This window comes from Micromonospora solifontis (assembly GCF_003725545.1).
Classification (GTDB): Bacteria; Actinomycetota; Actinomycetes; order Mycobacteriales; family Micromonosporaceae; genus Micromonospora; species Micromonospora solifontis.
Genome location: NZ_RJLN01000117.1, coordinates 1 through 12513, shown reverse-complemented (window position 1 = coordinate 12513; position 12513 = coordinate 1). Strand labels below are relative to the sequence as shown.

The window sequence follows — 12513 nt, the reverse complement described above, 5'->3', positions numbered from 1 at the left end:
CCTAGGTCGGCCGCCCGCGGCGCCGAACCTCGTAGCCTGGCCCTGCGAGGGCCAGCCTGCGCCCGGCCTGGTTGCCCCGGTCGCGGCGGCGGAGCGTGGAGCGCATGAACGAGAAGCACAAGTTGGCCGTCGTCATCGGAAGCGTCCGCGACGGCCGGTTCGGGCCGGTCGTCGCCCGCTGGGTCGCCGAGCAGGCGCGGGAGCACGGCGGGTTCGACATCGACGTCGTCGACCTCGCCGAGGCCGAGATCCCGCTGTCGCTGCCGGCGCTCTCCCCGAAGTTCGCCGGCGACGCCTACCCCCGCCCGGAGGGGATGGCGTCGCTGACCGCCCGGCTCACGGACGCGGACGCGTTCATCCTGGTCACGCCGGAGTACAACCACAGCTACCCCGCGTCGCTCAAGGCCGCCATCGACTGGCACTACACCCAGTGGACGGCCAAGCCGGTCGCCTTCGTCAGCTACGGCGGCGCCGCCGGTGGCCGCCACGCGGTCCTGCACCTGGAGAACGTCCTCACCGAGCTGCACGCGGTGACGATCCGCGACGGGCTGGCCTTCCCGAACTACTTCACCGCCTGGGAGGACGGCCGGCCGCTCGACGCCCAGGCGCCCGGATACGCCAAGACCCTGCTGGACCAGCTCGCCTGGTGGGCCGGGGCCCTGCGGGCGGCCCGGGACGCCGTCCCGTACCCGGCCTGAACGACCCGGCACCGGTCCCCGGCCGCCGCCGGGGACCGGTCACTCCTCGCCGAGCAGCCAGCGGACCACCTCGACCTGGTTCGGGAAGACCTGCCCCGCGCCGATGCTCCACGCCGTGCAGTGCACGATCGTCCAGCCCCGGACCCGCTCCCGGTCCAGGCCCAGCTCGGCGCTGAGCAGGTCCAGCCGGTGCCGGACCGCCGCCGGCGAGTGCCCCAGCTCCATCCCGCGCACGATCGGCACCGGCCCGAACTCCCGCTCGCCGGCCAGCGGCTTCGGGTCGATCGCCAGCCACGGCTCCCGGGCCGCCCGGAGCACGTTGCCGGCGTGCAGGTCCTGGTTGACCAGCACCTGCTCGCCCTGGCTCGGCGCCAGGTCGGCGAGCAGCCCGAGCGCGGTGTCCACCAGCCGCCGCTCGTACGGCCGGTTCGCCTCCGCCCAGTCCGCCGGGATCCGCTCCGCCCAGCGGGCCGCCTCCTCGGCCAGCGGGGTGAACGGCGGGCCGGCCGGCACGGCCAGCCGGGGGAGCAGCGCGACCACCGCGTCGAGCGCCGCGGCCGGCGCGAGTTCGTACAGCGGGGTGCCGGGCAGGCAGCGCTCGACCAGCAGCGCCCGCCGCTCGGGGTCGTGCGCCAGCAGCCGGATCGCGCCCCGGCCGGCCCAGTGGGCCAGCGCCGCCGCCTCATCCCGGCTGTCGTCGTCCGGGTACTGCAGCTTCAGCACGGCCGGCGTGCCGTCCGGCAGCTCGACCGGCACGGCCAGCGAGGCGAACGCGTACCCGAACGGGGGTCCGACCACCCGCAGCTCCCACCGCGCGACGCACTCCGCCAGCCGGTCCGGCAGCACCGCCCGCCAGGCCCGGCCCGCCGGGATCCGTTCGGTCCAGCGCAGGCTCTCGGGGATCTCCATCCGGCCATCCTCGGGCCTGCGTCCCGATGGCGTACAACCGTTTCCGGCGCGGTGCCGTCTGGAAGAGCGAACCCCACGGAGGTGGCCGGATGCCGGACGCATCGGACCAGGAATACGTCGAGTACGTCACCGCGCGTCTGCCGGCGCTGCGCCGGCTCGCGTACGCGCTCTGCGGTGACACCGACCAGGCCGACGACCTGGTGCAGGAGACCGCCACGCGGCTCTACCTGCGCTGGGCGCGGATCGGCGAGGTCGGGCGGCTCGACGCGTACGTCCGCGCGGTGCTGGTGCGGCACTTCCTGGACACCCGGCGGCGCGGCTGGTGGCGGGTGCACCTGTTCGGCGGGCCACCCGACGTGCGGTCCACCGAGGACCGGGGTGCCGAGGAGCGGACCGTGCTGCGCGACGCCCTGGCCAAGGTGCCGCCCCGCCAGCGCGCGGTGCTGGTGCTGCGCTTCCTGCACGACCTGCCCGTCGACGAGGTGGCCCGCACGCTGGGCTGCTCGGCCGGCACGGTGAAGAGCCAGACCTCGCACGGGCTGGCCGCGATGCGACGACTGCTCGGCGACCGGGAGCTGGCCGGTCGGGCCGGAGAGGAGCGGTGAGCATGAGGACTGATGACGAACACGTCGCCGACCGGCTGCGGTGGCTGGACGACGAGCCGGCCGGCCCGCCCCGGGTCGACCTGCCGGGAGCGATCCAGGAGGCCCGGCGGCGGCGACGCAACCGCCGGGTGGCGGCGGCCGGGGCCGTCGCGCTGGGTGTGCTGGCGGTGGCCGCGCTGCCGGTGGCGCTGAACGGGGACGGCCGGGCAGCCCCCGCGCCGGCCGCGAGCCCCAACCCGTCCGTGCGGTCGCCGGAACCGCGGCCGGCCGGCGCGTGGCAGGGGGTGTGCCGGGCCGAGCTGCTGCCTGTGCCGGGGGATTCCCGGGCCACCGTCGTCGCCGGTGACCCGGACGGCCGGTGGCTGGTCGGCCGTCGGGCCCCGCACGGGCAGGGCCGCATGGACTTCGGCCAGTTGATCTGGGAGGGGGACCGGGTCCGGGAGGTCGAGCTGCCGGGCTCGATGCAGCAGCTGCGGGACGTCAACCGTGGTGGCCTGGCCGTGGGCTCGTCGCAAACGGACGGCAGCGGGTCGCGGGCGTGGGCGGTACATGACGGCGAGGTCGTCGGCCTGCCCATGGTGACGTCCGGGGGCGCGACGGCGGTCAACGACGCCGGCCGGATCGTCGGCTACCGAGAGGTGGCGCCGGGGAAACCCTGGCTCCAACGGCCGGTGGCCTGGGATTCGTACCGGAGCCAGCCGGTCGACCTGCCGCTTCCCGGGCAGCGGTGGGACGGCACGGCCGTCGACGTCGACTCCGACGGCACCGTCCTGGCCGCGATGTCCGACGGGAGCCCGGACCGGCCCACCCGCGCGGTGGTGTGGCGCCCGGGCGCGGCCCGGCCGGAGGTGCTGCCGCTGCCGACGGTGCCCGGCGGGAAGGCCACCACGTTCTTTCCCGCGTCCGTGGCCGGTGGCTGGGTGACCGGCACCGCGGAACGCGACGCCACGGTAGTTTCCCGTGACGGCCTGCCCAGGTACGCGGTGCGGATCGACCTGCGGACCGGTCGGGCGGAGGTGCTGCCGAGCGTCCGCTGGGTCGGCGTGAGCAACGGCCAGGGCTGGCTGGCCGGCACGCTCTCGGGTGACGTGCCCGGCGTGATCATCGGTGCGAGGTCGGTGAAGCTGCCCGTGCCGGACGGCTGGCGCGGTGATCGGCAGGGCAGCGTGACCAGTTTCAGCGACGACGGCCGGGTGCTCGGCGGGAAGCTCGAGTCCGACGACCAGGTCCGGCCGGTGCGCTGGACCTGCCGGTGACCGGTCCGGGGGCGGTCCCGCACCGCCCCCGGACCGGAGTCGTTCAGCGCAGCCGGCGGATGTCGCCGTACGCGCGGTAGAAGCCGCCCCGGCCGGCCTCCCGGACCTCGGTGACCAGGTAGCGCGCGCCCGGCTCGCGGATGCCCTTGGGGAACTGCACCGACCAGTCGCGGCGGTAGCCGTCGGAGAGGACGTGGATGCGCAGTTGGCCGCCCCGCTCGACGCACTGCACCACCACGCCGTCGCGGTCGTCGGTGGTCACCTCCACCGAGGTCCAGGCGGCCGGCTCGGGCAGCCGGGCCGGCGCCTTCACGTCGACCACCTCCGGCACGCTGCCCGCCTCGGCGGCCCGGATCGCCGGCTCGCTCGCGTCGATGCAGGCCAGGTGGCCGCTGGTGGTGACCACGTAGAGCCGGTCGTCGTGGTACTGCATCGAGTACGCCGAGCCGCAGCCGGTGCCGAGCTTCCACAGCCGGTTGCCGGCCTCGTCGAAGCAGTAGATCGAGGAGGCGCTGTCGCCGGCGAAGACGTACCGGCCGCCCTCGGCGGTGGCGCAGGAGAAGACCGCGGCGTCGCACCGGTACGTCCGCTCGGCCCGCCCGTCCTTGCGCAGCCGCACCACCTCGCGGGTGCCGGTGCCCGCGAACACGGTGTCCCGCTCCTGCCAGCCGAAGAGCACCGCCCCGGTCCGGGTGTGCCACAGCTCCCGCCCGGTGCGCCAGTCGTAGCCGGTGACCCCCTGCGAGTGCCCGTGGTAGAGCGCGTCGGTGTCGCAGCGCACCATCCACGCGGACCGGCCCCGCCCCGGACGACGCCAGAGGAACTCGTCCTCGTGGTCGATCGCGGCGATGCCGCCCTCGCGGTCGGAGACGCCCAGCACGCCGTCGTGGATGTCCAGCCAGTAGATGTCGATGTCCGGGGCGATCGCGTACGCCACCCGGGGCACCTTGCCGGACAGGTCGTAGACGTTGCCGTCGTCGCAGCCGGCGTAGATCCAGGCGTCGTCGGCGACGATGCACTTCACCCCGTCGGGGAGCCGGACCTGGTTGAGCACCCGGGCGTCGTGGTCCAGCGTGGTGATCACCCCGTGCTCGTTGCCGACCATGCAGGTCCGCCCGTCGATGAAGATGCCGAACGCGGGCGCGCCCGAGTGGTAGCGCCAGAGGACCGGGGCGGTGCGGGCGGTGGAGCGGGTGCTGACGATCTGCCGCCGGGACACGGCGCGCTTCTGGCGTACGCCGGGCACCGCCGGGGCGTACCCCTTGCGGACCTTCTCGCCGATCTTCTTCGCCGCGGCGGCCCGCGCCCGGGCGTTGTCCGGGAAGCTGGTGGTCTTGACCTGGCCCTGGTCGCCGATCCGGCCGTACCGGACGGTCATCGCGGTGTCGTCCACCACCACCTCGTAGAACTTGTGCGCGCCACCGTCCACTTCGGACAGTTCGAGGTAGGTCGTCTCCTGCGACATGGGGATGCCTCCGAGGGGGAAGTGCCGGACCCGGCAACGACAGCGCGCACACGCTAACCCCGCCCCCCGACAAAGATCGGGTGCAGTTGTTGTCGCCCCAGCGACAACAACTGCACCCACAGCGGCTCAGGGCTGCCAGCCGGCCGCCGTCAGGGCCGAGCGGAGCTGCGTCGCCACCTCGGCGGGACGGCGGCGGACGTCGAACGCGGTGAAGCGGAGGATGCGGTCGCCCTCGATCCAGACCCGGTTCTGCCGGCGCAGGTCCGCCGCCCAGTGCCGGACGTCCATGTGGTGCGCGCCGTCCACCTCGACGTGCAGCCGCCAGCGTCGCCAGTACGCGTCCAGGTAGCGCACCCGCCCGTCGGCGTCCCGCCGGCGCTCCTGCCCGTCCGGCACCGGCAGGCCGTGCCGGCGGCAGAGCCGCACCAGGTCGATCTCGGAGAGCGCCTCCGCGCCGCCGGCCATGTCGCGCAGCGTCTCCCGGATCAGGGTTCGCCGTCGCGCCCGCGGCATCCGGTCCAGTACCGCGCCGACCTCCGCCGGCGTCACCCGCCGCTGCTGGCAACCGGCCGCGAGGATCTGCTGCGCCTCCTCGTCGGTACGCGCCCACTGTGCCGCGTCGACCAGGGAGCGGGCCATGCTCGTCCGGTCGGGGCGGCCCCGCTGCCGGTCGGCGTCCGGAAGTTCACGCACCCGGCGCACCCGTATCGCCGGCAGGCCCAGCGGCAGCCGGCGCAGCAGGTCGGCGGCCCGACGCTGGTGCGGCACCAGGACGTCGACCGTCTCGTACCGCCAGCTCCCGCGCAGCCCACCGGCCTGCGCGGCGGCGAGCCCGGCGAGCACCGCACCCTCACCCGCGGCCAGGACCGCCACCCACCACTGCTGGTCCCGGCTGAACGGGCCGTCCGGGGCGGCGCGCAGCAGCCCTCGGCACACCCGCTGCCAGCGCCCGCTGGCCAGCAGGTGCCGTACCTTGGCCGGGCTGAGCTCCGCCGTCGCCTGCGCCCAGGTGAGCACCCCCGACTGCGCGAACAGCAGCCACGCCAGCCCCGACGCGTCGTCCCCCGGCAGCCGCATCCGGCAAGTGTCCGCCGCCTTCGGGTGCGTTTGTTGTCGCCCCAGCGACAACAAACGCACCCAGTTCCCTACCGGCCGGTGCCGGCGAGGGCGTCGACCGCCTTGCGGGCGGCGATCAGCACCGGGTCCCAGACCGGGGCGTACGGCGGGGCGTAGCCGAGATCCAGCGCCGTCATCTCGTCCACCGTCATGCCGTTCCACAGCGCCACCGCGAGGGCGTCGATCCGCTTGGCCGCCTCCGACCAGCCGACGATCTGCGCCCCGAGCAGCCGGCCGCTGGGCCGCTCGGCGATCAGCTTGACCGTCATCGGCCGCGCGCCCGGGTAGTAGCCGGCCCGGTTCGTCGACTCGGCCAGCACCGCGACGAACTCGAAGCCGGCCGCGGTGGCGTCCCGCTCGCGCAGGCCGGTCCGCCCCACCTCGAGGTCGCAGACCTTGGTCACGGCGGTCCCGACGACGCCGGGGAAAGTGGCGTACCCGCCGCCGATGTTGATCCCGGCGACCCGGCCCTGCTTGTTGGCGTGCGTGCCGAGCGGGATGTGCACCGGCAGGCCGCTGACCCGGTGCAGGGTCTCCACGCAGTCGCCGGCCGCCCAGACCCCCGGCACCTCGGGCACCCGCATCCGCCGGTCGCAGCGGACCCCGCCGGTCGGCCCGAGCGGCAGACCGGCGGCCCGGGCGAGCGCGGTGTTCGGGCGTACGCCGAGGCCCAGCACCACGACGTCGGCCGGGATCGGCCCTTCGGTGGTGACCACCGCGGCGATCCGGCCGTCCCGCTCCTCGAGGCCGGTGACCCGCAGGCCGGTACGGATGCCGATGCCGACCTCCCGCAATGCCTCGGCCACCAGCTCGCCCATGTCCGGGTCCACGGTGGACATCGGCTGGTCGGCCTGCTCGACCAGGTTGACGGTGAGCCCCCGGATGACCAGCGCCTCGGCCATCTCCACCCCGATGTAGCCGCCGCCGACCACCACCGCGTGCCGGGGCTTCGGCTCCTGTTCCAGCCAGTCCAGCAGGGCGCTGCCGTCGTCGAGGGTCTGCATGCCGAACACCCCGTCGACGCCGCCGCGCGCCCAGTCGGGTTGCACCGGCACCGCGCCGGTCGCGTACACCAGGGTGTCGAACCCCTCGCGGACCTCGCCGCCACGCGCCAGGTCCCGGGCGACCACCTCGCGGCGGTCCAGGTCGATGGTGGTGACCTCGTGCCGCAGCCGCACGTCGATGTCGAAACTGTCCCGGAAGGTCGCCGGGTCCCGGGCGATGAGCTGGTCGCGGTCCGGCACCACACCGCTGATCCAGTAGGGGATGCCGCAGGCCGAGTAGGAGGTGAAGTGCCCCCGCTCGAAGGCGACGATCTCCAGGTCGGCCCGGTCACGGCGGCGTCGGGCCTGGGAGGCCGCCGCCATCCCGGCCGCGTCCCCGCCGACGACGATCAGCCGCTCCGCCACGGGCCCATCCTGTCACGTGGGCCATCGACCGCGGGCGCGGTCAGCCCCGGGTCTGCCGCGCCACGTCGGTCACCACGTCGACCAGCCGGCCGGTACGGGCGAACACCGCCCGCTGCCGCGCCGCGCCGCTGCCGTGCCGGCGCAGCCCGCTTAGCAGGTCGGTCACCTGGTCGAGGTCGCCGTGCCGGGTCAGCTCCGGGCGAACCCGGTCGACCAGCCGGTCCAGCAGCTCCCACGCCGGTCGCAACTCGCCGTCGGTCAGGTCGACGCCTTCGCCCTCCAGCCCGTCGTGGGCGGCCCGCCAGTGCGCGGCGACCAGCAGGTGATGGTCGGTGTTGACGGCCGGGCGGCCCTCGTCGAGGTCCGTCATCGCGGTCGCCACCAGGGCCCGGACCAGCGCCGCCACCAGCACGGAGTCGTCCACCGAGGGGCAGACGTCGCCGATCCGGATCTCCACGGTCGGATACTTCGCGGAAAGCCGGGCGTACCAGTAGAGCATCCCCTCGTCGAGCATGACGCCGCTGGCGATGAGCTGCCGGATCAGCCGTCCGTAGTGCTCGTGCGAGTCCAGGTACGGGGTGGGCGCCACCGACGGCCAGCGTTCCCACTCGACCGAGCGCCAGCTCGCGTAGCCGGTGTCCTCGCCCCGGGCGAACGGGGAGTTGGCGGTCACCGCCTGCAGGATCGGCAGCCAGGGGCGGACGTGGTTGAGCACCTGCACGCCGATCTCCGGGTCGGGGACGCCGACGTGCACGTGCATGCCGTTGTTGCCGGGCCCGGGCACGAGCAGCCGGAACCGTTCGATCATCCGGTCGAAGCGGGGCTTGTCCACCACCGGCGGCACCGGCCCGTCCACCGGTCCGGTGCCGATGGCCAGCAGCCGTACGCCGGCCCGCTCGGCGGCGTCGGCCAGCTCGGCGCGGAGCACCCCCAGCGAGTGCCGGATGGAGGCCAGCTCCAGCCCGGGCGGGCTGCCGATCTCGATCTGGCTGGTCTGGAACTCGCGCTCCACCTGGCCGCGCAGCTCCGCCGGCACCTGCTCCAGGACCAGGTCGACCGCGGGCACGGCCGTCCCGGTGTGCGGGTCGACGAGCAGGAACTCCTCCTCGACACCGACCGTCAGCAGGTCGGTGCCGCCCGGCGTGGCGCCCCGGTCCCGTTCGGCCACTGAACCCGTCATCGCCATCACCGTCCGCTTCGTGTCCGTGGCGCCGTGCCGCGCCTGCGACAACTCCGGCCGTCGCGCGGCCGGTGCCGCGCCGCGACCCGCAGCCGTCGTCGACGCCCTGTTACCCATCGTGGCGGTCGCGGGAAACGCCGGCCCGGCCGGTTCGACCCGGACGGGTGACGGCTGCCAGGTTTCTCTGCGCGACGCCCCGGGCAGGAGCCGGTTTCCGGCGGGGATCCCGTGACTACGATGAGCCGGGCCCGACGCCCGGTGCGTCGGCCATCGGCAGCGAGGGAGGCTGCGTTGACCCCGAGCACCGCGTCACGGACGGTGAGCATCGGCCGCGGCTGGCGCCGCCAGGTGCCGAGGGCCTTCGCCACCCTGCTCTGGGTGGTCGCGGTGGTCTGCGCGCTCGCCGCGGTGAGCAGCGCCGCCCGCCTGGAGTTCCAGCCGCTCCGCAAGGCGATCGACGCGCTGCTGGTGCCCGCGCCGGCCAACCTGGCCTACGCGGTCTTCCTGGGCACCCTCGCCTCGGCGGTGCTGCGTCGCAAGCGGCTCGCGTACTGGGTGCTGGTCGCGTACTTCAGCCTCACCCTGCTGGTCGGCCTGCTGGTCGCGGTGCTGCTGCTGACCGTGGGCGGCAACGACCTCACCGACGACGCCGGGGAGCGGCTCTTCACCACCCTGGAGACGGTTGGGGTCTGGGTCGGCATCGGCTTCGCCGCGGGCGCGTTGGTCCTGCTGCTCGCCGCCCGCCGGGAGTTCTACGCGCGGGTCCGCAGCGGCAGCACGTTCCGGGCCCTCGGCGTCTTCCTCGGCCTGGCGGTGCTCTCCGTCGGGCTCGGCTACCTGCTGCTGCTCGTCGAGCCGGGCAGCCTGCACACCTGGTCGGACCGGCTCGGGTACGCCGTCGAGAAGGTGTTCGGTGGCGCGATCCAGCTGGACCTGACCCGGAAGGGCCACGCGCCCGGCTGGGTCAACCTGGTGCTCGGCGGCCTCGGCGCGATCAGCTTCGTGGCCGGCCTGTTCACCCTGGTCCGCTCGCAGCGGGCCAACGCGGTGCTGCACCCGGGCGAGGAGGAGCGGATCCGCGAGCTGCTCGCCCGGTACGGCGACCGGGACTCGCTGGGCTACTTCGCCACCCGCCGGGACAAGGCGGCCGTCTTCTCGCCGAGCGGCAAGGCGGTGATCACCTACCGGGTGGTGAACGGGGTCAGCCTGGCCAGCGGCGACCCGATCGGCGATCCGGAGGCGTGGGGCCCGGCCATCGAGGCGTGGCTCCGCCAGGCCCGCGAGTACGCCTGGACCCCGGCGGTGCTCGGCGCGAGCGAGGCGGGGGCGCGGGCGTACCGGCGGCACGGTCTCAAGGTGCTCCAGCTCGGCGACGAGGCCATCCTGCTGACCCGCGAGTTCGACCTGGACGGGCGGGACATGCGCCCGGTCCGGCAGGCGGTGCACCGGGTCGAGCGGGCCGGCTACACGGCCCGGGTGCGCCGGCACGCGGAGATCCCGCCGGAGGAGCTGGCCCGGCTGGCCGAGCTGGCCACGTCGTGGCGGGACACCGAGCACGAGCGGGGCTTCTCGATGGCGCTGGGCCGGCTCGGCGACCCGGCCGACGGCGAGTGCGTGCTGGTCGAGGCGCGGGACGGCGAGGGCCGGGTACGCGGGCTGCTGTCGTTCAGCCCGTGGGGCGCGCACGGGGTGTCGCTGGACCTGATGCGCCGGGACCGCGGCGCCGAGAACGGGATCACCGAGTTCATGGTGGCCGCGCTGCTCGCGGCGGGTCCCCGGATCGGCGTCGAGCGGGTGTCGTTGAACTTCGCGGCCTTCCGCTCGGTGTTCGAGCAGGGCGCCCGGATCGGCGCCGGCCCGGTCATCCGGCTGTGGCGGCACACCCTGCTGTTCTTCTCCCGCTGGTGGCAGCTGGAGTCGCTCTACCTGTCCAACGCCAAGTACCAGCCGCACTGGACGCCGCGCTACCTGTGCTTCGCCGAGCGCCGCGAACTGGCCCGGGTGGGTGTCGCGGCGGTGGCGGCCGAGGGCTTCCTGGCCCTGCCCGGCGGCCGGCCCACCCCGCTGCACGGGGTGCCGCCGGCCGGTGGCGGCGTCGGCTTCGTGCCGCCGGCCGCCGCGACGGTCCGGGCCGTCCCGCCGGAGCCGGCGCCGGTGCCCCGACCCGAGCAGCTCCGGGTACGCCTGGCGAAGCTGGACCGGCTACGCGCCGAGGGCGTCGACCCGTACCCGGTGGGTTTTCCGCGGACGGCGAGCTGCGCGGCGGTGCGGGAGCGGCACGCCGGGCTGGCCCCGGACACCGGCACCGGGGAGACCGTGGCGGTGGCCGGCCGGGTGCTGCTGGTCCGCGACCACGGCGGGGTGCTCTTCGCCACCGTCCGGGACGGCAGCGGTGACCTGCAGCTGATGCTGGAGCACGACCTGGACCGCTGGCGGGCCACCGTCGACATCGGCGACCACGTCGGCGCGACCGGCGAGGTGTACGCGACGCGGCACGGCGAGTTGTCGGTGCGGGTGGCCGACTGGCAGCTCACCGCGAAGTGCCTGCGCCCGCTGCCGGACAAGCACCACGGGCTGGCCGACCCGGAGGCCCGGGTCCGGCAGCGCTACCTGGACCTGGCGATCAACACCGAGGCGCGGGACCTGCTGCGGGCCCGCGGCGCGGCCCTGCACAGCCTGCGTTCGGTGCTGGCCGGTCGCGGCTTCCTGGAGGTGGAGACGCCGATCCTGCAGCGGGTGCACGGCGGCGCCAACGCCCGCCCGTTCGTCACCCACAGCAACGCGTACGACCTGCGGCTGAGCCTGCGGATCGCGCCCGAGCTGTATCTGAAGCGGCTGGCCGTGGGCGGCGTCGAGCGGGTGTACGAGCTGGGCCGGGCGTTCCGCAACGAGGGCGTCGACGCCACCCACAACCCCGAGTTCACGGTGCTGGAGGCGTACCAGGCGTACGCCGACTACCACGACATGCGGGCGCTGGCCCGGGAGCTGATCGTGGCGGCGGCGACGGCGGTGCACGGTTCGCCGGTGGCCCGCCGCCCCGACGGCGAGCTGGTCGACCTCGGCGGCGAGTGGCCGGCCCGGACGGTCCACGAGGCGATCTCCGCCGCGCTGGGCGAGGAGGTCACCGCCGACACCGGCGTGGCGGCCCTGCGCAAGCTCTGCGACGCCGCCGGGGTGCCGTACGACCCGCGCTGGGGGCGGGGCGCGGTGCTGCTGGAGCTGTACGAGCGACTGGTCGAGGCGCGCACCGAGGCGCCCACGTTCTACCTGGACTTCCCGACCGACGTGTCGCCGCTGACCCGGCAGCACCGGCACGATCCGCGGCTGGCCGAGCGGTGGGACCTGGTGGCGTTCGGGATGGAGTTGGGCACCGCGTACTCCGAGCTGGTCGACCCGACCGAGCAGCGGCGCCGGCTCACCGAGCAGTCGCTCAAGGCGGCCGGTGGCGACCCGGAGGCGATGGAGCTGGACGAGGACTTCCTCACCGCGCTGGAGTACGCCATGCCGCCCACCGGCGGCCTCGGCCTCGGCGTGGACCGCCTGGTGATGCTCCTGACCGGCCGCTCGATCCGCGAGACCCTCCCCTTCCCCCTGGTCCGCGAATCCCCCTGACCTCCCGGGCCCCCGTTCGGGGCGTTGATCAAGGAGTTCGCGTCGGATCCGCGGGGTTCGCCGACGCGAACTCCTTGCTCAACCGGCCTGCGCTGGGGCGGGGGTGGACGGGGGGTTCTAGGGTGGGCGCGTGGTGGGGGTGCTGGGGGCGGTGACGAGCGCGTGGGCGTACGCCCTCGCCCAGCTCACCCTGGTCGCGGACCGGCCGGCGGCGGTGCTCGCCGGTGCGGCGGTGGCCGCCGCGCTGCTGCTGGCCGCGCTGC

The 12513-nt window shown here is 74.9% G+C and carries 9 protein-coding genes; 4 read left to right on the top strand and 5 right to left on the bottom strand.

All coding sequences use genetic code 11. The features are described 5' to 3' along the window. Positions 1 to 104: 104 nt before the first annotated feature. Entirely contained in the window at positions 105 to 698 is a 594-nt protein-coding gene (locus EFE23_RS25395) for an NADPH-dependent FMN reductase (protein ID WP_123243432.1), read from the top strand. Between the two features lie 39 nt (positions 699 to 737). Here EFE23_RS25395 and EFE23_RS25390 read toward each other — a convergent pair whose 3' ends face one another. Continuing rightward, the gene (locus EFE23_RS25390; protein WP_123243431.1) at positions 738 to 1607 is read right to left on the bottom strand and encodes an aminoglycoside phosphotransferase family protein; all 870 of its coding nucleotides are present in this window, start codon (positions 1605 to 1607) and stop codon (positions 738 to 740) included. Positions 1608 to 1696: 89 nt separating this feature from the next. Between EFE23_RS25390 and EFE23_RS25385 the strand changes: the two genes are divergently transcribed. Together EFE23_RS25385 and EFE23_RS25380 are read left to right on the top strand one after the other, a co-directional pair. After that, positions 1697 to 2212, top strand: coding sequence for a SigE family RNA polymerase sigma factor (locus EFE23_RS25385; RefSeq protein WP_123243434.1), 516 nt, complete (start codon positions 1697 to 1699; stop codon positions 2210 to 2212). Positions 2213 to 2214: 2 nt separating this feature from the next. Then, a complete protein-coding gene (locus EFE23_RS25380; RefSeq protein WP_123243430.1) occupies positions 2215 to 3468 on the top strand; it encodes a hypothetical protein in 1254 nt (417 codons plus the stop codon). A 43-nt stretch (positions 3469 to 3511) separates the two neighbouring features. On the opposite strand, the gene EFE23_RS25375 is transcribed toward EFE23_RS25380, so the two are convergent. The 4 genes from EFE23_RS25375 to EFE23_RS25360 form a co-directional block, all read right to left on the bottom strand. Further along, positions 3512 to 4933: a WGR domain-containing protein gene (locus EFE23_RS25375; protein WP_123243429.1), complete on the bottom strand. Its 1422-nt coding sequence runs from the start codon at positions 4931 to 4933 to the stop codon at positions 3512 to 3514. A gap of 126 nt (positions 4934 to 5059) precedes the next feature. Then, the gene (locus tag EFE23_RS25370) at positions 5060 to 6010 is read right to left on the bottom strand and encodes a PDDEXK family nuclease (RefSeq protein WP_123243428.1); all 951 of its coding nucleotides are present in this window, start codon (positions 6008 to 6010) and stop codon (positions 5060 to 5062) included. A 68-nt stretch (positions 6011 to 6078) separates the two neighbouring features. After that, the gene (locus EFE23_RS25365) at positions 6079 to 7458 is read right to left on the bottom strand and encodes an FAD-dependent oxidoreductase (RefSeq protein WP_123243427.1); all 1380 of its coding nucleotides are present in this window, start codon (positions 7456 to 7458) and stop codon (positions 6079 to 6081) included. Between the two features lie 40 nt (positions 7459 to 7498). Further along, the gene (locus EFE23_RS25360; RefSeq protein WP_204335549.1) at positions 7499 to 8638 is read right to left on the bottom strand and encodes a carboxylate-amine ligase; all 1140 of its coding nucleotides are present in this window, start codon (positions 8636 to 8638) and stop codon (positions 7499 to 7501) included. 291 nt (positions 8639 to 8929) lie between these two features. On the opposite strand from EFE23_RS25360, the gene lysX reads away from it, so the two are divergent. Next, entirely contained in the window at positions 8930 to 12250 is a 3321-nt protein-coding gene (gene lysX / locus EFE23_RS25355) for a bifunctional lysylphosphatidylglycerol synthetase/lysine--tRNA ligase LysX (protein ID WP_233601139.1), read from the top strand. Positions 12251 to 12513 lie beyond the last annotated feature (263 nt).

What these genes read in the sequence shown, in the direction of transcription:
- EFE23_RS25360 (WP_204335549.1), bottom strand. Translation starts at nt 8,638, where the DNA reads ATGACGGGTTCAGTGGCCGAACGGGACCGGGGCGCCACGCCGGGCGGC.
- EFE23_RS25385 (WP_123243434.1), top strand. Translation starts at nt 1,697, where the DNA reads ATGCCGGACGCATCGGACCAGGAATACGTCGAGTACGTCACCGCGCGT.
- EFE23_RS25370 (WP_123243428.1), bottom strand. Translation starts at nt 6,010, where the DNA reads ATGCGGCTGCCGGGGGACGACGCGTCGGGGCTGGCGTGGCTGCTGTTC.
- EFE23_RS25390 (WP_123243431.1), bottom strand. Translation starts at nt 1,607, where the DNA reads ATGGAGATCCCCGAGAGCCTGCGCTGGACCGAACGGATCCCGGCGGGC.
- EFE23_RS25395 (WP_123243432.1), top strand. Translation starts at nt 105, where the DNA reads ATGAACGAGAAGCACAAGTTGGCCGTCGTCATCGGAAGCGTCCGCGAC.
- EFE23_RS25375 (WP_123243429.1), bottom strand. Translation starts at nt 4,933, where the DNA reads ATGTCGCAGGAGACGACCTACCTCGAACTGTCCGAAGTGGACGGTGGC.
- EFE23_RS25380 (WP_123243430.1), top strand. Translation starts at nt 2,215, where the DNA reads ATGAGGACTGATGACGAACACGTCGCCGACCGGCTGCGGTGGCTGGAC.